This is a genomic window from Edwardsiella piscicida (assembly GCF_001896205.1).
Classification (GTDB): Bacteria; Pseudomonadota; Gammaproteobacteria; order Enterobacterales; family Enterobacteriaceae; genus Edwardsiella; species Edwardsiella piscicida.
The window spans coordinates 178,570-203,761 of record NZ_MPNU01000001.1 but is presented as its reverse complement, the minus strand read 5'-3'; the positions used below and the strand labels follow the sequence as shown (position 1 = coordinate 203,761).

22 protein-coding genes and 4 tRNA genes are annotated in these 25,192 nt (G+C 62.1%); 5 read left to right on the top strand and 21 right to left on the bottom strand.

Annotated features, from left to right (window positions below; genetic code table 11):
* Positions 1 to 281: 281 nt before the first annotated feature.
* From uvrD to lptM, 6 genes are all read right to left on the bottom strand, one after another.
* Positions 282 to 2,441: a DNA helicase II gene (uvrD, locus tag BRD58_RS00955; RefSeq protein WP_012847006.1), complete on the bottom strand. Its 2,160-nt coding sequence runs from the start codon at positions 2,439 to 2,441 to the stop codon at positions 282 to 284.
* Between the two features lie 76 nt (positions 2,442 to 2,517).
* Positions 2,518 to 3,234: a 5-amino-6-(5-phospho-D-ribitylamino)uracil phosphatase YigB gene (yigB, locus tag BRD58_RS00950; protein ID WP_015460686.1), complete on the bottom strand. Its 717-nt coding sequence runs from the start codon at positions 3,232 to 3,234 to the stop codon at positions 2,518 to 2,520.
* Positions 3,234 to 4,145: a tyrosine recombinase XerC gene (xerC, locus tag BRD58_RS00945; protein WP_012847004.1), complete on the bottom strand. Its 912-nt coding sequence runs from the start codon at positions 4,143 to 4,145 to the stop codon at positions 3,234 to 3,236. The genes yigB and xerC overlap by 1 nt, the downstream gene beginning before the upstream one ends.
* On the bottom strand, positions 4,142 to 4,846 hold the full coding sequence (locus tag BRD58_RS00940; protein ID WP_012847003.1) for a DUF484 domain-containing protein: 705 nt from the start codon (positions 4,844 to 4,846) through the stop codon (positions 4,142 to 4,144). Before BRD58_RS00940 ends, xerC begins: the two co-directional genes overlap by 4 nt.
* Before the next feature lie 13 nt (positions 4,847 to 4,859).
* Complete coding sequence (gene dapF / locus BRD58_RS00935; RefSeq protein ID WP_012847002.1) at positions 4,860 to 5,684, bottom strand: diaminopimelate epimerase; 825 nt, start codon at positions 5,682 to 5,684, stop codon at positions 4,860 to 4,862.
* 57 nt (positions 5,685 to 5,741) lie between these two features.
* Positions 5,742 to 5,969 (bottom strand): LPS translocon maturation chaperone LptM, encoded by a 228-nt coding sequence (lptM, locus tag BRD58_RS00930; protein WP_012847001.1) that lies wholly within the window; start codon positions 5,967 to 5,969, stop codon positions 5,742 to 5,744.
* A 77-nt stretch (positions 5,970 to 6,046) separates the two neighbouring features.
* On the opposite strand from lptM, the gene cyaY reads away from it, so the two are divergent.
* Complete coding sequence (gene cyaY / locus BRD58_RS00925; RefSeq protein ID WP_012847000.1) at positions 6,047 to 6,370, top strand: iron donor protein CyaY; 324 nt, start codon at positions 6,047 to 6,049, stop codon at positions 6,368 to 6,370.
* Between the two features lie 7 nt (positions 6,371 to 6,377).
* Here the strand turns inward: cyaY and BRD58_RS00920 are convergent, their stop codons facing one another.
* Positions 6,378 to 8,933: a class I adenylate cyclase gene (locus BRD58_RS00920; protein ID WP_012846999.1), complete on the bottom strand. Its 2,556-nt coding sequence runs from the start codon at positions 8,931 to 8,933 to the stop codon at positions 6,378 to 6,380.
* Positions 8,934 to 9,235: 302 nt separating this feature from the next.
* On the opposite strand from BRD58_RS00920, the gene hemC reads away from it, so the two are divergent.
* From hemC to hemY, 4 genes are read left to right on the top strand one after another with little or no spacing between them, the layout of a single operon-like run.
* Positions 9,236 to 10,189: a hydroxymethylbilane synthase gene (gene hemC, locus BRD58_RS00915; protein ID WP_012846998.1), complete on the top strand. Its 954-nt coding sequence runs from the start codon at positions 9,236 to 9,238 to the stop codon at positions 10,187 to 10,189.
* A 6-nt stretch (positions 10,190 to 10,195) separates the two neighbouring features.
* Positions 10,196 to 10,942 (top strand): uroporphyrinogen-III synthase, encoded by a 747-nt coding sequence (gene hemD, locus BRD58_RS00910; RefSeq protein WP_012846997.1) that lies wholly within the window; start codon positions 10,196 to 10,198, stop codon positions 10,940 to 10,942.
* A gap of 18 nt (positions 10,943 to 10,960) precedes the next feature.
* The gene (gene hemX / locus BRD58_RS00905) at positions 10,961 to 12,109 is read left to right on the top strand and encodes a uroporphyrinogen-III C-methyltransferase (protein ID WP_073381398.1); all 1,149 of its coding nucleotides are present in this window, start codon (positions 10,961 to 10,963) and stop codon (positions 12,107 to 12,109) included.
* A 2-nt stretch (positions 12,110 to 12,111) separates the two neighbouring features.
* Positions 12,112 to 13,311 (top strand): protoheme IX biogenesis protein HemY, encoded by a 1,200-nt coding sequence (gene hemY / locus BRD58_RS00900; RefSeq protein ID WP_012846995.1) that lies wholly within the window; start codon positions 12,112 to 12,114, stop codon positions 13,309 to 13,311.
* Positions 13,312 to 13,917: 606 nt separating this feature from the next.
* On the opposite strand, the gene BRD58_RS00895 is transcribed toward hemY, so the two are convergent.
* From BRD58_RS00895 to wecB, 14 genes are all read right to left on the bottom strand, one after another.
* Positions 13,918 to 13,994, bottom strand: a tRNA-Pro gene (locus BRD58_RS00895).
* 24 nt (positions 13,995 to 14,018) lie between these two features.
* A tRNA-Leu gene (locus tag BRD58_RS00890) sits at positions 14,019 to 14,105 on the bottom strand.
* 14 nt (positions 14,106 to 14,119) lie between these two features.
* Positions 14,120 to 14,195: transfer RNA gene (locus BRD58_RS00885), tRNA-His, on the bottom strand.
* A 58-nt stretch (positions 14,196 to 14,253) separates the two neighbouring features.
* Positions 14,254 to 14,330 (bottom strand) — tRNA-Arg (locus BRD58_RS00880).
* 174 nt (positions 14,331 to 14,504) lie between these two features.
* Complete coding sequence (wecG, locus tag BRD58_RS00875) at positions 14,505 to 15,245, bottom strand: lipopolysaccharide N-acetylmannosaminouronosyltransferase (protein ID WP_015460682.1); 741 nt, start codon at positions 15,243 to 15,245, stop codon at positions 14,505 to 14,507.
* Positions 15,235 to 16,623: an ECA oligosaccharide polymerase gene (gene wzyE, locus BRD58_RS00870; RefSeq protein ID WP_012846991.1), complete on the bottom strand. Its 1,389-nt coding sequence runs from the start codon at positions 16,621 to 16,623 to the stop codon at positions 15,235 to 15,237. The genes wecG and wzyE overlap by 11 nt, the downstream gene beginning before the upstream one ends.
* On the bottom strand, positions 16,620 to 17,696 hold the full coding sequence (locus BRD58_RS00865; protein WP_073381395.1) for a TDP-N-acetylfucosamine:lipid II N-acetylfucosaminyltransferase: 1,077 nt from the start codon (positions 17,694 to 17,696) through the stop codon (positions 16,620 to 16,622). The genes wzyE and BRD58_RS00865 overlap by 4 nt, the downstream gene beginning before the upstream one ends.
* On the bottom strand, positions 17,693 to 18,943 hold the full coding sequence (gene wzxE, locus BRD58_RS00860; RefSeq protein WP_069577997.1) for a lipid III flippase WzxE: 1,251 nt from the start codon (positions 18,941 to 18,943) through the stop codon (positions 17,693 to 17,695). Before wzxE ends, BRD58_RS00865 begins: the two co-directional genes overlap by 4 nt.
* On the bottom strand, positions 18,943 to 20,073 hold the full coding sequence (rffA, locus tag BRD58_RS00855; RefSeq protein ID WP_012846988.1) for a dTDP-4-amino-4,6-dideoxygalactose transaminase: 1,131 nt from the start codon (positions 20,071 to 20,073) through the stop codon (positions 18,943 to 18,945). The genes wzxE and rffA overlap by 1 nt, the downstream gene beginning before the upstream one ends.
* Before the next feature lie 25 nt (positions 20,074 to 20,098).
* Complete coding sequence (gene rffC / locus BRD58_RS00850) at positions 20,099 to 20,794, bottom strand: dTDP-4-amino-4,6-dideoxy-D-galactose acyltransferase (protein WP_069577996.1); 696 nt, start codon at positions 20,792 to 20,794, stop codon at positions 20,099 to 20,101.
* Complete coding sequence (gene rfbA, locus BRD58_RS00845; protein ID WP_073381393.1) at positions 20,772 to 21,653, bottom strand: glucose-1-phosphate thymidylyltransferase RfbA; 882 nt, start codon at positions 21,651 to 21,653, stop codon at positions 20,772 to 20,774. The genes rffC and rfbA overlap by 23 nt, the downstream gene beginning before the upstream one ends.
* Before the next feature lie 32 nt (positions 21,654 to 21,685).
* Positions 21,686 to 22,750 (bottom strand): dTDP-glucose 4,6-dehydratase, encoded by a 1,065-nt coding sequence (gene rfbB / locus BRD58_RS00840; protein ID WP_109579906.1) that lies wholly within the window; start codon positions 22,748 to 22,750, stop codon positions 21,686 to 21,688.
* Positions 22,747 to 24,009: a UDP-N-acetyl-D-mannosamine dehydrogenase gene (gene wecC / locus BRD58_RS00835; RefSeq protein WP_069577993.1), complete on the bottom strand. Its 1,263-nt coding sequence runs from the start codon at positions 24,007 to 24,009 to the stop codon at positions 22,747 to 22,749. Before wecC ends, rfbB begins: the two co-directional genes overlap by 4 nt.
* A complete protein-coding gene (gene wecB, locus BRD58_RS00830; RefSeq protein ID WP_012846983.1) occupies positions 24,006 to 25,136 on the bottom strand; it encodes a non-hydrolyzing UDP-N-acetylglucosamine 2-epimerase in 1,131 nt (376 codons plus the stop codon). Before wecB ends, wecC begins: the two co-directional genes overlap by 4 nt.
* Positions 25,137 to 25,192: the final 56 nt, after the last annotated feature.

Genomic DNA, 25,192 nt, shown 5'->3' with positions numbered 1-25,192 from the left:
TTCAGGATCACGCATGGAGCACGGGAAACAAACCGGGGATACGTCACCTGCCTGTTTCAGACCATATAAGATCTGACTCTGCGACGCATTAAAGGTCGCTGACAACCACTAAGGCCATCAGCATCGGTGGATAGCCTTAGAAGTTGTACCCGCGTACGGGTCCAATGAGCCAGCATCTACTGGGTGTGTCCAAGGCGTATGTCCTCACAGATTAATCGTGCGCGCATGTTACGCCGACAGGAAAAAGCCTGTCAACAGGCTTGCACAACTCGGCGCCGTCCCTACAGCACCTCAAGGCGGGCATATGCGGCGACCAGCCACTTAATCCCCTCGCCCTTAAAGGCGATCTGTAAGCGGGTATGCTCCCCGCTGCCCTCCAGGTTGATAATCGTCCCCTCGCCGAATTTGGCATGGGCGACGCGCTGCCCCAGGCGATAGCCGCTGTCACTCTGGCTTAACGGCGTCCCCATACGCGCATGGCTGACGGGGCGCGTCACGCTGGCGCGCAGGCGCACCTCTTCTACGCACGTCTCCGGCAGTTCGCCGACAAAGCGCGACGGACGGTGATACACCTCTTTGCCGTACAGGCGCCGGCTTTCCGCATAGGTCAGGGTCAGCTTACGCATCGCCCGGGTCACGCCGACGTAGGCCAGACGCCGCTCCTCTTCCAGTCGCCCGCCTTCATCCAGCGACATCTGGCTGGGGAACATCCCCTCCTCCATCCCAACGATGAAAACTTGGGGAAACTCCAGTCCCTTGGCAGAGTGCAGGGTCATCAGCTGTACCGCATCCTGATAGGCGTCGGCCTGCCCCTCGCCGGACTCCAGGGCGGCATGAGACAGAAACGCCTGCAGCGGCGACAGATCATCGTCGTCCTCATAGCTGAACTGGCGCGTCGCCGTCACCAGCTCCTCCAGGTTTTCGATGCGCGTCTGCCCTTTCTCGCCTTTCTCCTGCTCATACATCTGACGCAGCCCGGAGTCACGGATCACCCGATCGGTCTGCACGTGCAGCGGGAGATCGTCGCTGTCTTGCGCCAGCGCCTCAATCAGCTCCAGAAAGCGGCGCAGCGCGTTGGCGGCGCGCCCCGGAAACACCTGCTCCTGCAGCAGTGCGCGGGTCGCCTGCCACAGGGTAAGCTGGCGATCGCGGGCCGTCTGACGCACCACGTCCAGCGTCCGATCGCCGATACCGCGCACCGGCGTATTCACCACCCGCTCAAAGGCGGCGTCATCGTTACGGTTGGACAGCAGGCGCAGATAGGCCAGCGCATCCTTGATCTCCTGGCGCTCGAAGAAACGCATTCCCCCGTAAATCCGATAGGGCGTCGCCGCCTGCAGCAGCGCCTCCTCCAGCACGCGGGACTGGGCGTTACTGCGGTACAGGATGGCACACTCTTTCAAGGCTCCGCCGTTATCCTGCCAGGCCTTGATTCGGTTAACCACGAAGCGCGCCTCATCCAGCTCGTTGAACGCGCAATACAGGGAGATCGGCTCCCCTTCACCGTCCTCCGTCCACAGCTTTTTACCCAGACGACCATCGTTGTTTTCGATCAGCGCGTTGGCCGCGCGCAGGATATTGCCGCTGGAGCGATAGTTCTGCTCCAGGCGGATCGTCTGCGCGCCGGGGAAATCATCGAGGAATTTCTGAATGTTCTCTACCTGGGCACCGCGCCAGCCATAGATCGACTGATCGTCATCGCCGACGATCATTACCCTGCCGCTGTCACCGGCCAGCATACGGATCCAGGCATACTGAATACGGTTGGTATCCTGGAACTCATCCACCAGGATATTGTTAAAGCGGGCGCGGTAGTGCTCCAGGATCTGGGGCTTGTGCAGCCACAGCTCGTGCGCGCGCAGCAGCAGCTCGGCAAAGTCTACCAGCCCCGCGCGATCGCAGGCTTCCTGATAGGCCTGATAGATACGCAGCCAGGTTTGCTCCACCGGGTTACCATAGCTTTCAATGTGCTGCGGACGCAGCCCATCATCTTTCTTGCCGTTGATGTACCACATGCCCTGACGCGCGGGCCACTGTTTCTCATCCAGATTCATGGCCTTGATCAGGCGCTTCAGCAAACGCAGCTGATCTTCGCTATCGAGGATTTGAAAGTCCTGCGGCAGACCGGCGTCCAAATGGTGGGCGCGCAGCAGGCGGTGCGCCAGGCCGTGGAAGGTGCCGATCCACATCCCCCCCTGGCTGGTGCCGATCAGCGCCTCAATACGGTGCCGCATTTCCGCCGCCGCCTTATTGGTAAAGGTGACCGCCATGATGGAGAACGGCGAACAGTTTTCTACCGCCAATAGCCAGGCGATACGGTGCACCAGAACGCGGGTCTTACCGCTGCCTGCGCCGGCCAGCACCAGCAGGTTGCTGCGCGGCGCGGCTACCGCCTCGCGCTGTTTATCGTTCAGGCTGTCAAGCAGGTCAGATACGTCCATAGGCACCGTCTTTTGGCTGGGAAAATGGCGCCGTCGGCACCATTTTACTGGAGATTTATACAGAAGCTGTCGGGAATTATATCAGTGCGAGCAGCGAATCCAACCGCGAAATCTCGACGTGGGGCAGCAGACGCCCATCGGCGGCGCACAGCAGCGAGCGACCGCGATCGTTCACCCAACAGGCCTGCATACCGCTGCGCACGGCGCCGGCGACGTCGGTCGTCAGGTCGTCGCCCACGTGCAGGATCTGCCCGGGCGCCAGGTTGAAGTGCCGGGCGGCGGCCAGGTACATGTCACTGTAGGGCTTGGCGCGCCCGTCCGGCCCGGCGCGCAGCACGAAGCGAAAGTACGCGCCCAGACCGCAGCGCGCCGGATCGGCGTTGCCGTTAGTGATCGCCGCCAGCGGCAGGCGCGCCGCCAGCGCCGCCAGTATCTGGTGCGTTTCGGGGGAGACCGTGATACGGCTGCGCCATTGGGCAAAGTGGGCCATCGCCTCATCGGCGCCGTCGTGGCAGTACGTCGGGCTCAGCCCGGCGCGCCACAGCGCCTCGTACACCGTACGCCAGCGCCACTGAGTCACGTCATGGTAGATTTCCGGATCGCTGGCACGCAGTTCAGCGCGCAGGCGCTGCCAGTCAGCGCTCTGGAAATCCTGCAGGGCGGGGAAGCGGCGGCGTAAAAAATCCAGCGCGGCCTGCTCGCTGCGGACGATCACCGGATGGTTATCGTACAGCGTATCATCCAAATCAAAGGTCAGCGCGGCAGGACGCTGTAACGGGCGATAAAAGTGCATCACGTTTTCCCTCTTTTGGCGCGCGGATGCGCGGCATCATACACGGTAGCCAAATGCTGAAAATCGAGATGGGTATAGATTTGCGTCGTCGAGAGGTTGGCGTGTCCTAACAGCTCCTGCACCGCGCGCAGATCGCCGCTGGACTCCAGCATATGGGTGGCAAAGGAGTGACGCAGCTTATGGGGGTGAATATGGCTGGTCACCCCCTGCTTCACGCCCCACTCCGCAAAACGCTTCTGCACGCTGCGCGGTGAGATACGCCCGCCGAGACGCGAGACAAACAGCGCATCATCCTGCGGCTGCAGCGACAAACGCAGCGACAGCCACGTCTGCAGCCAGCGCACCGCCTCTCGCCCCACCGGCAGCCGACGCTCTTTGCTGCCCTTCCCCAGCACCCAGACCTCACCCGTCGTCAGATCGACGTGGCGACAGTCCAAACCGACCAGCTCCGACAGACGCAGACCGCCGCCGTACATCACCTCCAGCATCGCGCGATCGCGTACGGCCAGCGTATCGCCCTCATCGATATCCAGCAGCCGATTAACATCGTCCACATCCAGGTTCTTGGGCAGGTGGCGCCCCTGACGCGGCGCAGCGACGCCTTTGGCCGGATTGGCCGTCAGAGCGCCACGGCTGACCTGCCAGTCCAGAAAGCTGCGCAGCGCCGACAGACGCAGCGCCAGGCTGGCCGGCTCCAGTCCCTGACGGCGGCTGCGCGCCACCAGCGAACGCACCCGCGTCGTATCCAGCGCCGCCCAGTCGCAGAGACCGCCTTCGAGCAGCAGCGCCGCGCTCGCCGCCAACTGGCGACGATAGGTTTCAACCGTGCGCGGGCTGAGCTGACGCTCAACGCGCATCATCTGTAGAAACGCGGCGACGGGCGTACTCAGCGCCTCGGGCAGGGACGTCATTGCCGCTCGATCCAGCGGGTCAGCATCGGCGGGATCAGACGCGCCAGCTGCTCCAGCAGCGCTGTTCCCATTCCCTGCTGATAGTGCTGCGCATCAGCGCTGGTAAACACCAGCAGCCCCAGATCGGCGAAATCCCCCATCAGCGAGAGGGCGACCGACCCCACGTGGCGCGCCTGCGGCAGCAGCAGCAGCAGCTCCTGGCCATTCAGGCTACCCAGATAGTGGTTGGCATCGCCCAGGCGCTGAATGCGCAGCAGCTCTACGTCTGACCGGGCGATCGCCAGGTGGGAAAAGCGCGACGGCGCGCCAAGGCGCCAGCGATCGGCGAACAGCCGAATATAGGCACCGGACAGCCCCAGCGAACGGGCCCAGCGCTGTAGGCGCTGCAGAAAGTCGTCCATGTCTTGCGCCGAGGCCAAATGGCTCTGCAGCGCCAGCAGGCTGCCGAACAGCCGCTCGTTATCTCGCGCCAGCGTGATGAGCTGTTCGATCTCCTGATCCAGCGCGGCGATCTGCCGGCGCTGGCGGCCCAGCTGCCACTCCAGCAAAGAGACGGCCCCCCGCACCGGGTGCGGGATCATCATCTGCTCCACCTGGCGGGCATTACGAATAAAAAAATCAGGATGCTGCTGCAAATAGGCCACAACCTGCTCATCCGCCAGCGACGGCTGAAGGAGGTCGCGGCTATCCCTCTCGCTCATAGCTACCTACCGTTTACAAATGGATGAATCCATCATAGACGTGGGCGGCAGGTCCGGTCATCAACAGCGGCGTTCCCGGCCCCGGCCAACGGATGTGCAGAGTACCGCCGGGCAGATCCACCTGCACCTGCTCATCCAGCAGCCCCTGCTGGATCCCCACGGCGACCGCCGCACAGGCGCCGCTACCGCAGGCCTGCGTCTCGCCGGCGCCGCGCTCATATACCCGTAGCCGGATATGGTCACGCTCGACCACCTGCATAAAGCCAACGTTTACCCGCTCAGGAAAGCGCTCATGGCTCTCCAGCACCGGTCCCAGCAGCTCAACCTGAGCCCGGCTGACGTCCTCAACCTGCAGGACACAGTGAGGGTTTCCCATCGAGACCGCGCCGCACAGCACCGTCTGCTGCGCCACGCGTAGAATATAGGTTTTCTCCGCCTTGGCGGCTTTGAAAGGGATACGCCCCGGCTCAAACTGCGGCTCTCCCATATTGACCGTCACCCGATCGTCCTCGCCTACGTGCAGCGTCATGCGGCCATTCTGGGTGCTGACGCGGATATCGCGCCGGTTGGTCAGCCCCTTGATCCGAACAAAACGGGCAAAGCAGCGCGCGCCATTGCCGCACTGCGCAACCTCGCTGCCGTCGGCGTTAAAGATGCGATAGTGAAAGTCCAGATCGGGATCGTAGGGCGGTTCCACCACCAACAGCTGATCGAAGCCGACGCCGGTATGCCTGTCGGCCAGGCGGCGGATCAACTCCGGTGAAAAGTAAACGTTCTGGGTGACGGCATCCACCACCATAAAATCATTACCCAGCCCGTGCATCTTGGCAAACTGCATGTCCCTACCCCTTGATGAATACCTGCAAACGTCTACCCTTGGCACACGGTGCGCAACTCAGTGGGCTTTCCCGGCCTCGGCGGCGGGTGCCGTGTTCGGCGTCTGCGTATTCGGCGTCTGGGCGACCGGCTCATGAGACGGCGCCTGCACGCTATAGGCGTCCGGCGCCTTTTGCGCCGCCGGAGCCTGCTGCGCTGGCGGGAAGTACAGCGGCCCTTTCAGCCCGCATCCGCCCAGCGTCGCGGCGCACAGCACCAACAGCGCACTACGGAATTGTCTGTTCATTGTATTAATGCCTGTGATTCCTCGGTTCAAGCTTTCTATAATCGCAGTTGGATACTGAAAAGCAATAGGAAATGATTATGAATGACAGCGAGTTTCATCTGTTGGCCGACGGGCTGATGCAGGCGCTGGAAGAAGCCCTGGACGCCTGCCAGAGCGACGCGGATATTGACTGTGAGACCAACGGCGGCGTCATGACGCTGAGCTTTGAGAACGGCAGTAAAATTGTGATTAATCGCCAAGAGCCCCTGCACCAGATCTGGCTGGCGACGCGCGCCGGTGGCTATCACTTTGACTACCGAGACGGACAATGGCGCTGCTCGCGCAGCGGCGCGCCCCTGCATCAGGTACTGAATGAGGCATGCAGCGCACAGGCCGGTGTGCCGGTAACGCTGGATCGCTAAACGGGGGTTAATACACCTTGAACTGCTGGCGCGGCGCGGCGTCGCCGTCGCCTTCCGTCTCTGCGCCGGGCGGCGTCACCGCCTTGCTGCGGAACGGGATCACCTGCGCCCGTCCCTCTACCGTGACGATCTGGTAAAACTGCGGCAGGTTGAAGTTGATAAAGCTGGATCCATAGGTAAAGCGATCGTGGGATGACGAATAGAAGCGGCTGACGTCGCGCACCAACTCCTCTTTGCTGCCTTCGCAGTGGTGGTACACCTCGACGCGGTTGGACTCATCCAGAATGTAGATATTAAAGCCGTCGCGCTCGCCGTCTTCAAAAAAGAACTGAATGATCCCCTCGCTGGCATAGCCATCGACCACCGCCGGCAGGTGTGCCTGATCGGTCTCCACTTGCATCGACAGGCCGTGCAGCTTGTTGTTGGAGATCGCGCCATAAAATTCGACCGCATTTTCCAGCTTTTGCACCGACACGCTCAGCCGTTCGAAGAACAGCCCCCAGGTCTGGCCAGCCACCCGCACCGCCTTGAAGCGCCCCGGCTCCTGGCGGCTGCTGGAGAGGCGCAGATCGATACATTCCGAAACCAGCTGCTGTAGCCGGGTGCGGATCAGCCCGCGCAAGTGGCGGCTATAGCAGAACACCTCGACGGCCTCCGGCGGCGCGGCGTCCTGGTGCATCTTACCCAGGATAGTCTTCAGCGCCTCCAGCACCGCCTGCTCGCCGCTAAAGTGCAGGGTTCGCACCTCATTCCACGAGTTGCGGTACAGCAGATCGACGCTGCCGACCAGGCACTGCTGCTGCTCGCCAAAGCTAAAGACATCCAGCTGACGGAAGTCAAAGTGCACCACCTGATTGCTGAAGGTGGCAGTAGGGTCGTGCTCCAGGTTAACAATGATCGCCAAATGGCGGATCTCGCACGGGCTATACAGCGCCTTAGGCGTCGGCGCAGAGAGGCGCAGCGGGAAATGGTTAGAGACATCGCGCACCAGCTCGCGCAGCTTGTTCAGATCGCACTGGCTGCTGTTCGCCTTGATATGCAGACGGGTCTCTTCCGTCAGCAAACCGTTAAAATAGGCCCACGCCACCAGCTTATTCAGGTAGCGGTTATACTCCAGCGGCTGATGGCTGACGATGCTGTCGATGGTCGGCGCCTGGTTGTACAGGTACCAGCCGCTGCGATTGGCGCGGCCAACCGGCACATAGATAAAGGTCAGATCGCGTTCGGACAGATCCGGCGAGATCTGCGGATTCACCAGCGTCACCTTGCCCGGCAGCGCCTCAAAGGCGGCGTACAGCTTACGGGTCAGCACCCCGATATCCTGCGGACTGGCGCTGACGCTCAGGTTATTGCGGCGTGCAAAGCGGATCAGGTTGCGGTAGCTTTGCATCATCGCATCCAGCAGCTCATTGTGCGCCTCGCGCACCTGACCGATCTTCCAGTTGGCGCGGTTGTCGAGCGAACGGATCAGCGCCTCATCCCAGCCCCAGTGAGCGACCAGCTGACTGAGGATCTCCCGACGCCAGCCGACGCAGGCGCGGGCGCGCGACATCTTTTCGCACACCTTGAGATAAAAACAGCGTCGCGCCAGGTCGAGTCGGGCGTGATCGCCGATCTGCTCCAGATAATGGGTCACCCGATCCAGCATCATACAGTAGGGATCGAGGCCGAAAGAGACGATCTCCCCTTTATGCAGGCGCTGCTTAATGTCCATCGCCAGCAGCTCGGTATTGGGATACTCCCAAGAGTAGGCCTCCAGCAGCAGGGTCTTCAGCACTGCCTTATAGGGGGAGTCGATACTTTTATACAGCTGCCACAGGCTGGCGCCAAAGTACTCCTCCGCCGACAGCGAGCTCAGCCCGCCGAGATCGAGCCACTCGTTGGGCGTCAGCGCCCCCTGCGCGTAGAGCGACAGCACATACTCATCGTAGTGCTCCTCTTCTTCACCGGGCACCATGCTCCACAGAATGCGCTTGCCGGCCAGGCGAACAGCGGTGCGGTAGAACTCGTCTAGCAGCAGAATATGCTGAGTTGAGCCGCAGTCCTCTCCCCCCAGGCTACCGCTTTCGTTGTGACGAAACCGATTCTCGTCGATCAGGAAAAAGCTGACCTCCACGCCCAGCGACGCCGCCCACTCCTCCAGCAGCGTGCACTTCTGCTGCAGCTGACTACGCTCGCTGGCGTCGAGCCAAGAGTGGTGACAGACCCAGATATCCAAGTCAGAGCTACAGCTCTGGCCGATGGAGGAGGTGCTGCCCATAGTGTACAGTCCGGTAATCGGCATCTGATCCGACCCCGTCACCGGTGGAATACTGCCCGGCGCACGCTGCTCCAGGTGCAGCAAGTAGTTCTGCTGCGGCTCATCCGGCGTAAAGAAACAGATCCCGTGAGGAACGTTGCCCTCCAGGTAGCCCGGCATCAGCGGATGGTGAAAATGCAATAAGGTAGGCAGCAGCGTATATACCTGCTGAAACGCGGGGCCCATCGCCGACAGCGCCCGATCAACCCGCAGTTGGTTAATCGCGTCCAGTCGTTGCTTCAGTGTCTCGATATAGAGGTACAAGACGTTTCGCCTGATTTTTCCGGTGTACGAAGGGAGACTTGTTTCCACGCCCCAACGATGGTTTTATTAATAGTAATGATAGATGGGAAATTGCTGGAAACGTGATCAATTTAACACCTTGCCGATTGACCGTAAAGATACAAAAACCACACACTTAATATTGCGCTCCTCTTATCATTGATCTTTCCGGCTTTTCCAACGCATTTTCCCGCCCCCTTCCATGCTCACCTTCCGTGCGCGCACGCTGCATGCCTATGCGACAACATGGTAGGATGATGCCTAGGCAAATAAGGGATATTCACATGCAATCAATGACAACGGCAACGCAGCCCACGCTGCGTATCGCAACGCGCCAGAGCCCGCTGGCACTGTGGCAGGCACACTATGTCCGGGATCAGCTGCTGACCCACTGGCCGCAGCTGACGATAGAACTGGTGCCGATGGTCACCCGGGGCGACGTTCTGCTGGATACCCCGCTGGCCAAAGTCGGCGGCAAAGGGCTGTTCGTGAAAGAGCTGGAGCTGGCGCTGCTGGAGGGACGGGCCGATATCGCCGTGCACTCCATGAAAGATGTGCCGGTCGCCTTCCCCGATGGCCTGGGGCTGGTGACTATCTGCCAGCGCGAAGATCCGCGCGATGCCTTTGTCTCACCGCGCTTTGCCTCGCTAGAGCAGCTGCCGCCCGGCAGCGTCGTCGGCACCTCCAGCCTGCGCCGCCAGTGTCAGCTGCGCGCGGCGCGTCCGGATTTGCAGATTCGCGATCTGCGCGGCAACGTCGGTACCCGCCTGGCTAAACTGGATGCCGGTGACTATGACGCCATTATTCTGGCCGCCGCCGGTCTGAAGCGCCTGCAGCTGGACGATCGCATCCGTACGCCGCTGACGCCGGAGCAGTCGCTGCCCGCCGTTGGCCAGGGCGCGGTCGGTATCGAGTGCCGGTTGGCGGACGACGCCACCCGCCGCCTGCTGGCTCCGCTCAACCATGCCGATACCGCGCTGCGCGTCTGCGCCGAGCGAGCGATGAACACGCGTCTGGAGGGTGGCTGCCAGGTTCCTATCGGCAGCTATGCCGAAATCGACGGCGACCAGCTGTGGCTGCGCGCGCTGGTCGGCGCGCCGGACGGTTCGCGGATCATTCGCGGCGAACGGCGCGGTCCGCTGACGCAGGCGGAGGCGATGGGCACCGCGCTGGCCGATGAGCTGCTGGCGCGCGGCGCGCGCACGATCCTCGACGCCGTCTACTGCCAGAAAGCGTAAGCGACCATGAGCATTCTGGTGACCCGCCCCTCCCCCGCCGGTGAACAGCTGGTCGAGCGCCTGCGAGCGCTGGGGATGGAGGCGTGGCATACGCCGCTGATCGACGTTGCCCCCGGTCGGCAGCTGGCGCTGCTGCCGGAGGCCGTGGCCGCGCTGCAGCGGGGCGATCTGCTGCTGGCCGTCTCTCGCCACGCCGTCCTCTACGCCGCAGAGGCGCTGCGACTGGCCGGTCGCGGCTGGCCCACGACCCCGCGCTACGCCGCTATCGGGCACAGTACCGCACAGTCGCTAGGGGCCGCCTGTCACCAGTCGGTGATCTTTCCGCCGGCGCCGGAAACCTCGGAGGCGCTGCTGGCGCTGCCCGCCATACGGCAGCTGCGGGCCCGGCGGGCCCTGATCCTGCGCGGTAACGGCGGGCGCGACCTGATCGCCGATGCCCTGCGCGCGCGCGGCGTTTCGGTCACCCTATGCGAATGCTATCGCCGGGTCGCCATCGCCTACCCCGGTGACGAGCTCTGCGCGCGCTGGCGGCAACAGAAAGTCTCGACACTGGTAGTGACCAGTGGTGAAATGCTGCAACAGCTCTATGATTTAGTTCCTGAATACGATCGGCAACGTTGGCTCCTCAGCTGCCGGCTGATCGTCGTCAGCGAACGTCTGGCACAGCGCGCCCGGGATCTGGGATGGCAGGAGATCCGGGTGGCGGAAAGCGCCAACAATGATGCGCTATTGCGTACGCTACAGATCAACTGACCATGGGATAATGCCACGATGACGGAACCCACTACCCCGCCAGACAAGGCGGCCGCCGCCGAAACGGCTACCGAGCAGGCGAAGCCGCTGGAGCGCGCTCACAAACAGGATAAGCAGATCGTGAAAAAATCCGCCGCCGGTGGCCCGGCGCTCGGCGCCATTGCCATCGTACTGGTGATCGCCCTCGGTGCCGGCCTTTATTACCACGGGCATCAACAGGCACAGAGGCAGCAAGCCAGCGAACAAAGCCTGCAGGAGCAGCTCAGCGCGCTGCATACCGCGCAGGCACAGGAAAAACTGCGGATGGAGGCACTGCTGAATAAACAGGCGAAGGCGCTGGATGTCGCGACGCAGCTGCAGGCCAGCCAGTCACAGCAGCTCAAGGAGCTGGAGCAAAAGGTCGCGGCGATCTCCGGCAATGACGCCAACACCTGGAAGCTGGCGCAGGCCGATTTTATGGTGAAGCTGGCCGAGCGTAAGCTGTGGAGCGATCAGGACGTCACCACCGCCATCGCCCTGCTGAAGAGTGCCGACGCCACCCTGGCCGGCCTGGATGACCCCAGTCTGCTGGGCGTACGCCGCGCGCTGACGGAGGATATCTCCACTCTCTCCGCGCTCAACCAAATCGACTTTGACGGCATCATCCTCCAGCTGAATCAGCTGGCCAATCAGGTGGACGATCTGCGGCTGGCGGATAACGACAGCGACGAAGCGCCGATGGATCAGGACGACGGTGAGCTGAGCGCCTCGCTGAGTCAATGGCGACAGAACCTGGCCAAAAGCTGGCACAGCTTCATCTCTGAATTTATCACCATCCGTCGTCGCGATAGCAGCGCTGAGCCCCTGCTGGCGCCCAGCCAGGACGTATACCTGCGTGAGAATATCCGCTCTCGCCTGCTGATCGCCGCTCAGGCGGTACCGCGCCACCAGAATCAAATCTACCAGCAGTCGCTGGAAAGCGTCTCAGCCTGGGTTCGTGCCTATTTTGACGTCAACGATCCGAGCACCAAGGCGTTTTTAAACCAGATTGACGCCCTTAGCCAGCAGTCCGTCAGCATGATATTGCCCGATGCCCTGAAGAGTCAGCCGCTGCTGGATAAACTGCTGCACGCCCGGAGCAACGCGCTGACCGCCGCGCCGGCCGCGCCCGCGACGCAGGGGGAATGACCATGCTCAAGGTCCTACTGCTGTTTATCATTCTGATCGCCGGCATCGTGCTCGGCCCGATGCTGGCCGGCCATCAAGGGTATGTGCTGATCCAGACCGACAGCTACAATATTGAGACCAGCGTAACCTCGCTGGTGATCATGCTGATCCTGCTGATGCTCGTGCTGTTTGCCCTGGAGTGGCTGCTGCGCCGGCTGCTGCGCACCGGTGCCCGTACCCGCGGCTGGTTTATGGGACGTAAGCGCACCCGCGCGCGCCGCCAGACCCGCGCAGGATTGCTCAAGCTGACGGAGGGCGACTACGGCCAGGTTGAAAAGCTGCTGGCGCGTAATGCCGATCACGCCGATCAGCCGCTGGTGAACTACCTGCTGGCGGCCGAAGCCGCACAGCAGCGCGGCGATGAGCTGCGCGCCAACCAATATCTGGAGCGCGCCGCCGAGGTCGCCGGAAGCGATCCGCTGCCGGTCGATATCACCCGCGTACGTCTGCAGCTGGCGCGCGGGGAGAATCATGCCGCCCGCCATGGGGTGGATGCCCTGCTCAACTATGCGCCGCGCCATCCCGAAGTCCTGCGTCTGGCAGAACAGGCCTACCTGCGTACCGATGCCTTCGGCCCGCTGTTGGAGATCCTGCCCACATTGGCCAAACAGGGGCTGCACAGCGATGATGATATTGAGAAACTGCAGATCCGAGCCTATATCGGCCTGATGGATCAGGCGATGGCCAACGGCGGCAGCGAGGGGCTGAAACAGTGGTGGAAAGCGCAGGCGCGTAAAACGCGTCATGAAACCGCGCTGCAGGTCGCCTTGGCCGAACACCTGATCGAGTGTGACGATCACGGGGCCGCGCAGCAAATCGTCGTCGATGGGCTGAAACGCCGCTTTGATGAGCGCCTGGTACAGCTGATGCCGCGACTGAAGTCCGGTAATCCCGAACAGCTGGAGAAGCTGCTGCAGCAGCAGATCCGTCAGCATGGCGCCAGCGCGCTGCTCAACAGCACCCTGGGACAGCTGCTAATGCGCCACGGGGAGTGGCAACAGGCGGCAGAGGCGCTGCGCGCCGCGCTCAAGCAGCGTCCAGATGCCTATGACTACGCCTGGCTCGCCGATACGCTGGACAAGCTACACCGCCCGGAGGAGGCCGCACAGATGCGGCGCGACGGCCTGCTGCTCACCCTGCACCAGGATCAGCCGACCACCTGAGTCCTCCCCGCGCTCAGGAGAGCGCCAACATCATCATCAGGCCCGCTCACCGCGGGCCTTTTTTTGGCAAAAAAAACACCTGCCGACAGGCAAGTGTTGAAAAAGGACAATCAGATCTTAAGACAACTGATCGGTGCCTCACTCAACGACGTGTCCGTGGCATGCTGGCGTTAAGGACAGCACGATTCGGACGATAGGCACCACAAGTCGGCTCTGCATCATTCTCAGATTTATGAAGCTTACGCAAACATAAGGGGGCGAATGAGCATCTACGACGCAAGTATTGCATAAACCATGCCAACATTAAAACCCGCCGCCCACCGCCCCTGTTGCGCGCGCGCGGCGCGGCGATGTCGCCTTTCGGAGACGCCGATCTGGCGATTTATTTTTTATTGTTTTAAAACATAGCATTAAATGTCTCTTTATAGCGACATCCCGAGCGGGCGCCGTCGGGAAAAGGCGACGGGAAAAAGACAGGGGTAAAGATCCGCCGCAATACGGTGAGGGCGAGAGATACGGGAGCGAGAGAGAAGGTGCGCGGCAGGGAGCCGGTGGGACTAACGGAAATTGAGATACAAAAAAACCTCGCGATGCGAGGAGATGGGGTGGTCGGCGAGAGAGGATTCGAACCTCCGACCCACTGGTCCCAAACCAGTTGCGCTACCAAGCTGCGCTACTCGCCGATTCATTTTAGTCCCAGTAGGGTGTGGTGCGAAGAGAGGGACTTGAACCCTCACGTCCGTTAGGACACTAACACCTGAAGCTAGCGCGTCTACCAATTCCGCCACCTTCGCATGCCACTTAAATCTGGGGTGGCTAATGGGACTCGAACCCACGACAACTGGAATCACAATCCAGGGCTCTACCAACTGAGCTATAGCCACCAATGTACTTCTTAACGCGGTAATGATACCACCGCAGCTCTTGCGCCTTAAGCAATAATGGCGCGCCCGACAGGATTCGAACCTGAGACCTCTGCCTCCGGAGGGCAGCGCTCTATCCAGCTGAGCTACGGGCGCTCAGCGCCGTTGCGGGGGTGGATACTACGGGCTTAAGGCCATGCTGTCCAGCGCTTTTTTGCAGAAATATCGCGTTTGGCTACACTTTGCGCACTCTGCTGTAAAAGCACACGCCGCCGAGCCCAAACCCACCGTACGCTCCCGGCAACACGGCCTGCGCGAGGCGACGGCGCGCTATAGCTTCCTTGCGTAGTAGTAGGCCACGAAACGCAGCAGCTTAACCTGGCGGCGCCAGCGCGTCGGCTGGGACAGCAGGCGATACAGCCACTCCAGACCAAAGCGACGCCACAGATGCGGCGCGCGACGAACCCGCCCGGTAAAGACGTCATAGGTGCCGCCAACCCCCATATACAGCGCCTGGGGATAGTAAGCCCGACAGTCGCGCATCAGGATCTCCTGGCGCGGTGAACCCATCGCGACCGTCACGATCTGCGCCCCGCTGGCGCGAATCCGCTCAAACAGCGCATCGCGTTGTTCTGGGGAGAAATAGCCATCCTGGGCGCCGACGACATTGACCCCCCATCGGCGGCGCAGCGCCGCCTCGGTCTGCGCCAGTACGTCGGGCTGGCCTCCGACCAAAAACACCGGAATGCCCAGCTCACCGGCGCGCTGCATCAGCGCCTCCCACAGATCGGCACCGGCGATGCGGCTGACCTGTGCTCCGGGGTATTTACGCCGAATGGCGCGCACGATGCTGATGCCATCGGCATATTTATACTCCGCCGCCGCGATCAGCGCCCGCAGCGCAGCGTCATCCTCCGCCGTCATCACCTTTTCGGCGTTAATCGCGACCAGCGTGCCCGGACGCACCGCCGTCTCCGTCAGCAGGTGGCGCAGAAACTGATCGCTGTCGCGAAAGCCCCAGATATCGATACCGCGAATCGCGTAATGTGGAATTGACCCGTTACTCTCCATCGTTTCTATCCTTGCGAGCCGGCGATCCCTTCCCGACAGAAGGCGCCGCGATGGCCGCGCGCGCGCGGATCAGCCCCGCCGCATCAAACAGCCAGTACAGCAGCTTTGCCAGCAGCAAGCAGCAGCCGAAAATAATACAGAAAAACACCACGCGCGAGACAAAGGCATCGAGCCCCTCGCGCGCCAATACGATCATATTAAACACCGCCCCGAAGCAAAACGCCTGGATCACCGCGCCCCGGTAGCGGTTTGACGCCGCGCACCCCCGGGTATACAGCCAATCGAACCACTTGATAATCAGCCCCACGGCGATCGCCCCCAGCGGAATAAACGCCGCGCCGCCCATCACCACCAGCGAACCGATCAGGGTGGGGGAGATGGCCAGCCCCGAATGGTTATCGAGCACCTGCCAGGTAAAATAGTTGGCGCTGTTCAACACCAGATGCGGCCGATCCGGCCACATCCAGCCGGGGATAAAGACATAGAAATCACGGGCAATCGGCGCCAGTCCCTGAAAATCTATCTGGGTATAGTGCTGCAGCAGCAGCGCCAGATTCTCCCAGGGCGAGAAGGTGTCGCGCGTCAGATAGAGAAAAGTGTAGAAGGCCTCGTCGCCGCTTACCGCCAGGCCGTAGCGCTTGAGGGCTAGCCAGAACATGCCGACGACCCCGACGACGCCGGCCAGCGCCAGCATCCACAGGGTTATCCAGCCGCGTTGGATACCGATAAACAGGAACAGCGCGAAGGCGATGATAATGTTGGCGCGCGTCCCGCCGACGATGACGTAGGTCAACAGGCCAAAAACTACGGTGCTGACCAGAAAAAACAGCCAGGCGGCCTGCGTCTGACGAAGAAAGTACACCACCAGCATCGCCGGAATAAAAAAGTAAAAGAAGCGCTTTAGCGCCACGCCGGAGACGCCGCTGGAGAAGATCTGGCTATAGGAGTGCAGCTTAAACAGCAAAAAGCCGTTGTTGAGGAAGAAAATGGTTACGGTCACCAGCGCCACCAGTGCCAGCAGTATCCAGGTCAGCTGCGCCTCGACCCGGTTGAGCTGCAGCCAGGCGGAGCCGCCGCTCGACGCCGACGTTGCCGAACGCAGCCGCGTCTTGTAGGTGACGTAATAGATAGCGTAAAACGCCGTGGCCGACAGCAGGGCGTACAGCATCTCCTCCGCCGGCACCGTCGCCACGTCAAAGCGGAACACCAGCGTACAGGTCAGCGGAAAGCCGAAATAGAATGTCAGTAAAAATAGCAGTGAAAAGAATACGTTAAAATTAAAGCGAACCCGGCGAAACTCTTTGTAGGTCAGAAACGCCACAAACAGCAGCGAGAAAAAATACACCAGCGCCAAACCGGCAAACTGCATCAGGGTCATGGCCGTTCTCCCAGCGCCAGCGCCTGCAGCCAGCCGTCGGTATAGTTGGGGTCGAAAAAGGCGAGCCGGCTCAGATCGCGCTGCGCCAGCTGACGCTGCGCCGCCCGCACCGCGGCGTCATCCGGCGCGTCATCGTCAAACAGCACCGGCAGCTGTTGATCGACCATATCGCGCCAAAAGGGGTTCTGCCGACTCAATACCAGGGGGATCCCCTGCTGTAGCAGCAGACACAGCGTGCCGATCCCCTGCTGACGTTCAAAGATAAAGTAGCCCAGATCGCAGCGGGCCAGAAGCGCCAGATAGTCGGTAAAGGCAACCTGCTGCGTCAGCAGCGTCGCATTATGGCCAAACAGGCCCTCGGCTCGCTCGCATACCTGCGCGATATAGGCCTGGTTGTTGGCAGGATAGCCCAGCGGCACGATGACCCGTGTCTGCGCACCGAAGGTATCGTGCAGTCGCTGCAGCGCCACCAGATGACGGTTGCTGCGATCGCCGGAGTTCCCCACCAGCACCGTCAGCGCTCCCGACGTCACTCTAGCCCGCTGATTGCACGTTAGCGCCGGATCCATCCGCGTCGGGAAATAGAGCGTCGACGTCGCCACCCGCGGATGGCGCCGCCGATAATAGTCCAGATCGCCCAGCGTGGCGAAGACGTGCCCCACCCGCCCCTGAGCCCGGCGGCGCAGGCCGTAGTACAACCGGTATTTCCAGCCGCGGGCCTCCTCATACAGATCGGCCCCCCACACGTGCCACAGCACCTGCTGCGGCCGCAGACGCCCGCACAGCAGCGCCAGCCATAGCCAGGGATTAAACTGACCGTGCAGGAAGAAGCGCAGAGCGCGATCCGCGCTGGCGCGGGCGAGCAGCGCACGCGCCAGCGCGCGCTTGTCTGGCCAAACCTCGATATCCAGCGTGGTCAGGTCGGCGAACGGGGCGGCGTCGCGCGCCACCACCATAAAACGCCGGCGCGGCGCTGTCGCGGCGCGCTGCGACAGCACGCCGTCAAAGAAACGCAGCAGCGTCAGATTATGGTGCGGGATATCCGCTCCCAGTACGTGAATCAGTGTCGTCATGCGCGGTTACGATAAATCCAAAATACGCTGCCACACAGCAGGAAATAAATAATATAGGTTGCCATATAGGCCTGAGCGGCGCCCAAGGCACCGTGCAGCGGGATCAGAATACGCGACAGCAGGGTCAGCAGGATAAACTGGCTTATCTCGCACAGCAGGTAAAAGCGCAGCGAGGCTTTGGCGATAACCAGGTAGCCGAAGACATAGGCGCCAACCTTAAACACATCCCCCGTCAGCTGCCAGGCAAACAGGTCGCGCATGGCGCTGAACTTCCCCGACAGCAGTAGCCAAATCACCAGATCGCGCAGGAGCCAGACCGTAAAGCTGACGGCCGCCACCGCAGGCAAAACAAAGCGCAGCGCGCGCAGGATCTCCTGCCCAACCGCCTGACGGCTGTGCAGCCCGGCCAGGGTCGGCAGCAGATAAACGCTGAACGAGGCGGTAATAAACTGCAGGTAGGCGTCGGAGATGCCGCTCACCCCTTGCCAGATCCCGACGGCCTCCCAGCCATCCAGCGCCGCCAGCTGATTACGCATCATGACATAGGCAACCGGCATCGTCACCGCGGTCATCACCGCCATCAGGGTAAACTTCCCCAGGCTAGCGGCCAGCGGCCGATCCCAGGACGGACGGAAGTAGCGCCATGGAATATGACGCTGGCGCCACAGCACCCACAGGGCCGGCAGCGTGGCGGCCGCCGGCACCAGCGCCAGCCCGGCCAGCGCACCGCGGTAGCCACCCAAAAAATAGCTTAGGGTATAAGCCGCCACGCCCAGCAGGCTGCCGAGCGAAACCGCCAGCGCGTTGCCGCGGGCGTCGCGATACCCCTTGATCACCGCCAGGCAGTAGTTCGCGCAGGCAATGCCCATTTGCAGTAACGCCACCAGGCGGATCACCGCCTGATAGCGATCGTGGCCAAACAGCGCCACGCTGATCGGCGCGGCCCCTAGGGTAAAGATCAGCGCCAGCAGCAGGGAGAACCCCAGGATCATCGTCGATGCGGTGCCCAGCAGCGCCCGTAGCCGCTGCGGCTGCTGGCGGTACTCTGCGACATACTTGGTAATGCCGTTGAAAATCCCAGCGCCCGACAGCACCCCCAGGACGGTGATCACCTGACGAAAGTTAGCCGCCTGCCCCACGCCGACGGGGCCGAACGCCACGGCCAGCAGCTTGACCACCACCAGCCCGGCGCCGATCTTGATCAGGGTCGAACCGGCGGTCCACAGCGATGCGCGCGCCAGGGACATCAGCGGAAAAAGCTCTGAATACTGTTGATCACCGTCCGCTGGTTGACGTCCGGCAAATTATAAAACAGCGGCAGACGTACCAGACGCTCGCTCTCGCACGTGGTGTAGCGATCCTCGCCGACAAAGCGACCAAAGCGCGCCCCTGCCGGGCTGCAGTGCAGCGGAATATAGTGGAACACCGCCATGATCTCCGCCTCTTTGAGAAAGTCGATAAAGGCGCTGCGCTCGCGCATATCGCGCAGCTTGAGATAAAACATATGCGCGTTATGCCCGCAGTGCGCCGGCGTGGTCGGCAGCGTGAGGCGCCCGGCCTCGGCCAGCGGCGCCAGCGCATCATGATACTGCTGCCACAGCTGCAGGCGACGCTGATTGATGCGATCGGCGACCTCCAGCTGCGCCCACAGATAGGCGGCCTGCAGATCGGACATCAGGTAGCTGGAGCCGATATCACGCCAGGTATATTTATCCACCTGCCCGCGGAAAAACTGGCTGCGGTTGGTGCCCTTTTCACGGATGATCTCCGCCCGCTCGATCAGCGCCGCATCGTTTATCAGCGTCGCACCGCCCTCGCCGCCGGCGGTGTAATTCTTGGTTTCGTGAAAGCTGTAGCAGCCGATGTGGCCGATGGTGCCCAGCGCCCGCCCCTTATAGGTCGCCATCACTCCCTGCGCCGCATCTTCAACCACATAGAGGCCGTACTGCTGCGCCAGCGCCATAATGGTATCCATCTCACAGGCGACGCCGGCATAGTGCACCGGTACGATGGCGCGGGTTTTCTCCGTGATCGCCGCTTCGATCCGCGTCTCATCAATATTCATCGTGTCGGGGCGCACATCGACGAAGACAATGCGGGCGCCGCGCAGCACAAAGGCGTTAGCCGTCGAGACGAAGGTAAAGCTCGGCATGATCACTTCGTCGCCGGGCTGGATATCCAGCAGCAGGGCCGCCATCTCCAGCGACGCCGTGCAGGAGGGGGTCAACAAGACTTTAGCGCTGCCGAAGCGCTGCTCCATCCACTGCTGACAGCGGCGGGTGAAGCCGCCGTCGCCGCACAGCTTGCCACTGGCCATCGCCGCCTGCATATAGTCGGACTCGCTGCCGGTGACCGGGGGCGCATTAAATGGGATCATTGTGTTCACCTCGAGAGAGATAACGTTATCGGTATAGCCAATACGCGGTAGCAGCCAGCTGCGCACCGCAACCAAGATACAAACGCTGCGCCGCCAGATTGCCTATCTGGGTTGCCACGTACAGCCGAGACAGGCTCTGCGCGTGGCACCATGCCTGCGCCTGCGCGACCAGGCGCCGCCCCACACCGCAGCGGAACGACGCGTTGTCCACCGCCAGCAGCCCAATGCGGGCGCTGCCGTCCGCCTGTCGACGCAGCGTGACAAATCCTTGAGGAGTGCCCTCGTCATCCAGCGCCAGCAGGCAAGCGTGGTCGAAGGTGCCATAGACAGCCTTCTCGACCCATTCGGCATAGAAACGCGCGCTGTCCTCGGCGCGATACCACGGAGCACGAAAACGGCTCAGCGCAAAGGCATTACGCGCCAAGGCGCGCAGCCACAGGCAATCCTGCGCCTGCGCCTGACGCTGGCCGCCGAATGTCGGCGCGGACGAGACGGGCAGGACAAAGTCGGCCTCGCCCTCTGCCAGACGGAACCCCAGCGCCTGCAGGGCATCGCAGCGCGCCAGATCGCGGGCGTCCACCTTCGCCTGCAGCAGCTGGTAGGCATCGCACGCCGACGCCTGCAGCGGCGGCGCCCGATCGTCAAATCGCAGACGCCCGCTGCGCAGGGCAAAAAAGGCGCTCTCCCACGCCAGCGGCTCAATACTGGCGTGGACGGACATGCAGTAGCTCCCGCAGATAGGCGCCATAGGCGGTCTTGCCCAGCGATGCCGCGGCGCGCGCTACGCCGTGGTCATCCAGCCAGCCGTTGCGCCAGGCAATCTCCTCCAGGCAGGCAATCTTAAAGCCCTGTCGCTTCTCCACCGTCTGCACAAAGGCGCTGGCCTCCAGCAGGCTGTCGTGGGTACCGGTATCGAGCCAGGCGAACCCCCGCCCCAGCAGCTCTACGTTGAGCTCACCGCGCTGCAGATACATCTGGTTAATACTGGTGATCTCCAGCTCGCCGCGAACGGAGGGAGTAACCCTGCGGGCAAAGTCCACCACCTGGGCATCATAGAAATAGAGCCCGGTCACCGCCCAGTTCGAACGCGGCCGCAGGGGCTTCTCTTCAATGGAGAGCGCGCGGAAGTCATCATCGAACTCAACCACCCCGAAACGCTCGGGATCCATCACCTGATAGCCGAATACCGTCGCCCCGCGATCGCGCTGCGCCACCTGACGCAGCTTGGGGCTAAACCCTTGGCCAAAAAAGATATTGTCCCCAAGGACCAGGCAACAGCTATCGCCGTCAAGGAACGACTCTCCGATTAAAAACGCCTGGGCCAGCCCCTCTGGACGCGGCTGCTCGGCGTACTGCAATCGGACGCCGATATCGCTGCCGTCCCCCAACAGCCGTTGGAACGCCGGCAGATCCTGCGGGGTGCTGATCAGCAGGATGTCGCGGATCCCGGCCAGCATCAATACCGATAGCGGATAATAGATCATCGGCTTGTCGTAGATCGGCAGCAGCTGTTTGGAGACGCCGCGGGTTATGGGATACAGGCGGGTGCCCGATCCCCCCGCCAAAATAATGCCTTTCATCGGTCATCCTTATCTTCGCGTACGTTAACGCGTCAGGCCAGCCCCAGCCGTTCACCGGCATAGGAGCCATCCATCACGGCGCGCCACCAGCGCTCATTGGCCAGATACCAGGCGACCGTCTTGCGGATACCGCTCTCAAAGGTCTCCTGTGGCCGCCAGCCCAGCTCTCGCTCGATCTTGGAGGCGTCGATCGCATAGCGCACATCATGACCCGGACGATCCGCCACATAGGTGATCAGATCGGCGAAATGGCGCACGCCGGCGGGTTTCTCCGGCACCATCTCCTGCAGTAATGCGCACAGCGTCGTCACGACATCAATGTTGCGCCGCTCATTGTGACCGCCGATGTTATAGGTCTCCCCCACACGCCCGGTCGTCAGCACCCGGTACAGCGCGCGAGCATGATCCTCGACGTACAGCCAGTCGCGCACCTGCAGGCCGTTGCCATAGACCGGCAGCGGCTTAGCAGCCAGCGCATTGATGATGGTCAGCGGGATCAGCTTTTCCGGAAAGTGGTAGGGACCGTAGTTATTCGAGCAGTTGGTGATCAGCGTCGGCAGTCCGTAGGTGCGCAGCCAGGCGCGCACCAGATGATCGCTGGCGGCCTTGGAGGCAGAGTAGGGGCTGCTCGGCGCATAGGGCGTATCTTCGCGGAACAGCGCCTGCGGACCGTGCAGATCCCCATACACCTCGTCGGTGGAGATATGATGGAAGCGGAATGCCGCCCGCGGCGCCGCCGGCAGTGCGCTCCAGTATCTGCGCGTCGCCTCCAGCAGGGTATAGGTGCCCACGATGTTGGTCTGAATAAAATCCGCCGGGCCGTCGATAGAGCGATCGACGTGGCTCTCGGCCGCCAGATGCATAATGGCGTCCGGCCGGTACTGGGCAAGGATCCGATCCATCGCCGCGCGGTCGCCGATATCCGCCCGCTCAAACGCATAGCGATCGCTGCCCGCCGCCGGCGCCAGCGAGGCCAGATTACCGGCGTAGGTCAGCTTGTCGACCACCACCACGCTGTCAGCCGTATCCATGATGATATGCCGCACGACGGCCGAGCCGATAAAGCCGGCGCCGCCGGTGACCAGAATGCGTCTCACCGCCATACCCCCTTGGTATCCACCACAAAGCGCTGGGTCACCGCCTGCGGCGCCAGCGCGCGGAACGGCTGATGATCGACCAGCAGCACCACGACATCCGCCTGCGCCAACGCCGTCGCGCAGTCCGTCAGCTGTGCCATACCGGCCAGGCGGACGGGCAGCTGATGAATGTTGGGCTCGACCACCAGCGTAGTACCGCTGTGCCACTGCGCGACCATTTCAGCGATCTCCATCGCCGGACTCTCGCGCAGATCGTCGATATCCGGCTTAAAAGCCAGGCCAAAGCAGGCAATGGTCGCTTCTGAAGCCCGTTTATCCTCCGCGGCCAAGCAGTCGGCCAGCGCCGCTTTAACCCGCTCGACGACCCACAGCGGCTTGCCGTCATTCACCAGGCGCGCCGTATGGATCAAACGCGCCAGCTGCGGATTCTGCGCCACGATAAACCACGGGTCTACCGCGATACAGTGCCCGCCGACGCCCGGCCCCGGCTGCAGGATATTCACGCGTGGATGGCGATTAGCCAGCGCGATCAGCTGCCAGACATCGATACCCTGAGCATCGCAAATCAGGGACAGCTCATTGGCAAAGGCAATATTCACGTCGCGGAAGCTATTTTCGGTCAATTTACACATTTCGGCGGTGCGGGCGTTGGTCTCCACGCACTCCCCCTCCAGAAACAGCTTGTACAGCGCGCTGGCCTGGGCCGAACAGGTTGGCGTCATGCCGCCGATCACCCGATCGTTGCGCAGCAGCTCCACCATAATTTTCCCCGGCAGCACCCGCTCCGGGCAATAGGCGACGCGGATATCCGCCTGTTCACCGTCCTGATGGGGGAAGCGCAGATCCGTCCGGCACTCGGCCAGCCAGGCGCACATCTGCTCCGTAGCGCCGACCGGAGAGGTCGACTCCAGGATCACCAGGTCCCCTTTCTTCAGCACCGGCGCAATGGAGCGCGCCGCCGCTTCGACATAGGTTAAATCGGGCTCATGGTCGCCCTTGAAAGGCGTAGGAACCGCAATCAAAAAGGCGTCGGCCGGTTCGGGTCGCATCACCGCGCGCAGAAAGCCCCCCTCAACGGCGCGCTTCACCGCCCGATCCAGATCCGGCTCAACGATGTGAATTTCTCCGCGGTTGATGGTCTCGACCGCATGCTGACTGACGTCGACCCCGATCACCTGCTTGCGGCACCCGGCGAATGCCACGGCCGTCGGCAAACCGATATAGCCCAGCCCAATAACGGAAATAGTGTCAAAACTCATAGTGTTGCCCGATAATTTTTTAATGCGCTTAAAATACGCTGACAGGCCTGCCCGTCACCATAGGGGTTAGTAGCATGGCTCATCGCCCGGTATTGCTGCTCATCCTCCAGCAGCTGGCTCACCTGCGAGACAATCGTCGCCGTATCCGTCCCCACCAGGCGCACGGTTCCAGCCTGTACCGCCTCCGGCCGCTCAGTGGTCTCCCGCATCACCAGCACCGGCTTGCCCAGGGAGGGCGCCTCCTCCTGGATCCCCCCCGAATCGGTCAAAATCAGCTGGGCTCGCCCCATCAAATAGACAAACGGCAGGTAGTCCTGCGGCGGGATCAAAAAGACATTCTCGATATCGCGCAGGATGCGGTTAACCGGCTCGCTGACGTTAGGGTTCAAGTGTACCGGATAAACGACCTGTACCTGCGGGTGGCTGCGCGCAATCTGCGCCAGCGCACCGCAGATACGCTCAAAACCACCGCCGAAGCTCTCGCGCCGATGACCGGTCACCAGCAGCAGCGGCTTATCTGCAGCCAAAAACGGATAGGACGCGGCCAGACGGGTCTGCAGTGCCGCATCGGCGCAGATCCTGTCGCGCACCCACAGCAGGGCATCAACCACGCTATTGCCGGTCAGGTGGATCGTCTGTTCACGAATGCCTTCACGTAGAAGGTTGGCGCGCGCCGTGAGGGTCGGCGCAAAATGGAGGCTGGCCAGGTGTCCGGTCAGCGTACGGTTGGCCTCCTCGGGCCAAGGCGAATAGAGATCGCCGGTGCGCAGCCCCGCCTCCACGTGCCCGACCGGAATTCGCTGGTAAAACGCCGCCAGGCTGGCAGCCAGCGTGGTGGTGGTATCGCCGTGAACCAGTACCACATCGGGTCGGAACTCGGCCAAGACGGGCTTGAGCCCCTCCAGGATCCGGCAGGTAATATCGCTCAGATCCTGTCCCGGACGCATAATGTTCAGATCGTAATCGGGCACGATTTGAAACAGCCCCAGCACCTGATCCAACATCTCCCGGTGCTGGGCGGTGACGCAGACGCGAGCATCAAACGCGGCGTCTGCGGCCAGCGCATGCACTAAGGGGGCCATTTTGATGGCTTCAGGACGCGTGCCAAAGACGGTTAACACTTTCACTGTATCATTCTTCTTTTGTTACCGCCGATCCCCGCCCGCTGGCCCGGACCGGCCAA

Bases quoted from the DNA above. Each gene is read 5' to 3' on its own strand.
- BRD58_RS00865 (WP_073381395.1), bottom strand. From the start codon at position 17,696: ATGACGACACTGATTCACGTACTGGGAGCGGATATCCCGCACCATAAT.
- wzyE (WP_012846991.1), bottom strand. From the start codon at position 16,623: ATGACCCTGATGCAGTTTGCCGGTTTGGCGCTGGTGTATTTTTTCTCG.
- wecC (WP_069577993.1), bottom strand. From the start codon at position 24,009: ATGAGTTTTGACACTATTTCCGTTATTGGGCTGGGCTATATCGGTTTG.
- xerC (WP_012847004.1), bottom strand. From the start codon at position 4,145: ATGACGTCCCTGCCCGAGGCGCTGAGTACGCCCGTCGCCGCGTTTCTA.
- rffC (WP_069577996.1), bottom strand. From the start codon at position 20,794: ATGTCCGTCCACGCCAGTATTGAGCCGCTGGCGTGGGAGAGCGCCTTT.
- wecG (WP_015460682.1), bottom strand. From the start codon at position 15,245: ATGGAGAGTAACGGGTCAATTCCACATTACGCGATTCGCGGTATCGAT.
- uvrD (WP_012847006.1), bottom strand. From the start codon at position 2,441: ATGGACGTATCTGACCTGCTTGACAGCCTGAACGATAAACAGCGCGAG.
- dapF (WP_012847002.1), bottom strand. From the start codon at position 5,684: ATGCAGTTTGCCAAGATGCACGGGCTGGGTAATGATTTTATGGTGGTG.
- lptM (WP_012847001.1), bottom strand. From the start codon at position 5,969: ATGAACAGACAATTCCGTAGTGCGCTGTTGGTGCTGTGCGCCGCGACG.
- hemY (WP_012846995.1), top strand. From the start codon at position 12,112: ATGCTCAAGGTCCTACTGCTGTTTATCATTCTGATCGCCGGCATCGTG.
- cyaY (WP_012847000.1), top strand. From the start codon at position 6,047: ATGAATGACAGCGAGTTTCATCTGTTGGCCGACGGGCTGATGCAGGCG.
- rfbA (WP_073381393.1), bottom strand. From the start codon at position 21,653: ATGAAAGGCATTATTTTGGCGGGGGGATCGGGCACCCGCCTGTATCCC.
- hemC (WP_012846998.1), top strand. From the start codon at position 9,236: ATGCAATCAATGACAACGGCAACGCAGCCCACGCTGCGTATCGCAACG.
- BRD58_RS00940 (WP_012847003.1), bottom strand. From the start codon at position 4,846: ATGAGCGAGAGGGATAGCCGCGACCTCCTTCAGCCGTCGCTGGCGGAT.
- yigB (WP_015460686.1), bottom strand. From the start codon at position 3,234: ATGCACTTTTATCGCCCGTTACAGCGTCCTGCCGCGCTGACCTTTGAT.
- hemX (WP_073381398.1), top strand. From the start codon at position 10,961: ATGACGGAACCCACTACCCCGCCAGACAAGGCGGCCGCCGCCGAAACG.
- rffA (WP_012846988.1), bottom strand. From the start codon at position 20,073: ATGATCCCATTTAATGCGCCCCCGGTCACCGGCAGCGAGTCCGACTAT.
- wzxE (WP_069577997.1), bottom strand. From the start codon at position 18,943: ATGTCCCTGGCGCGCGCATCGCTGTGGACCGCCGGTTCGACCCTGATC.
- hemD (WP_012846997.1), top strand. From the start codon at position 10,196: ATGAGCATTCTGGTGACCCGCCCCTCCCCCGCCGGTGAACAGCTGGTC.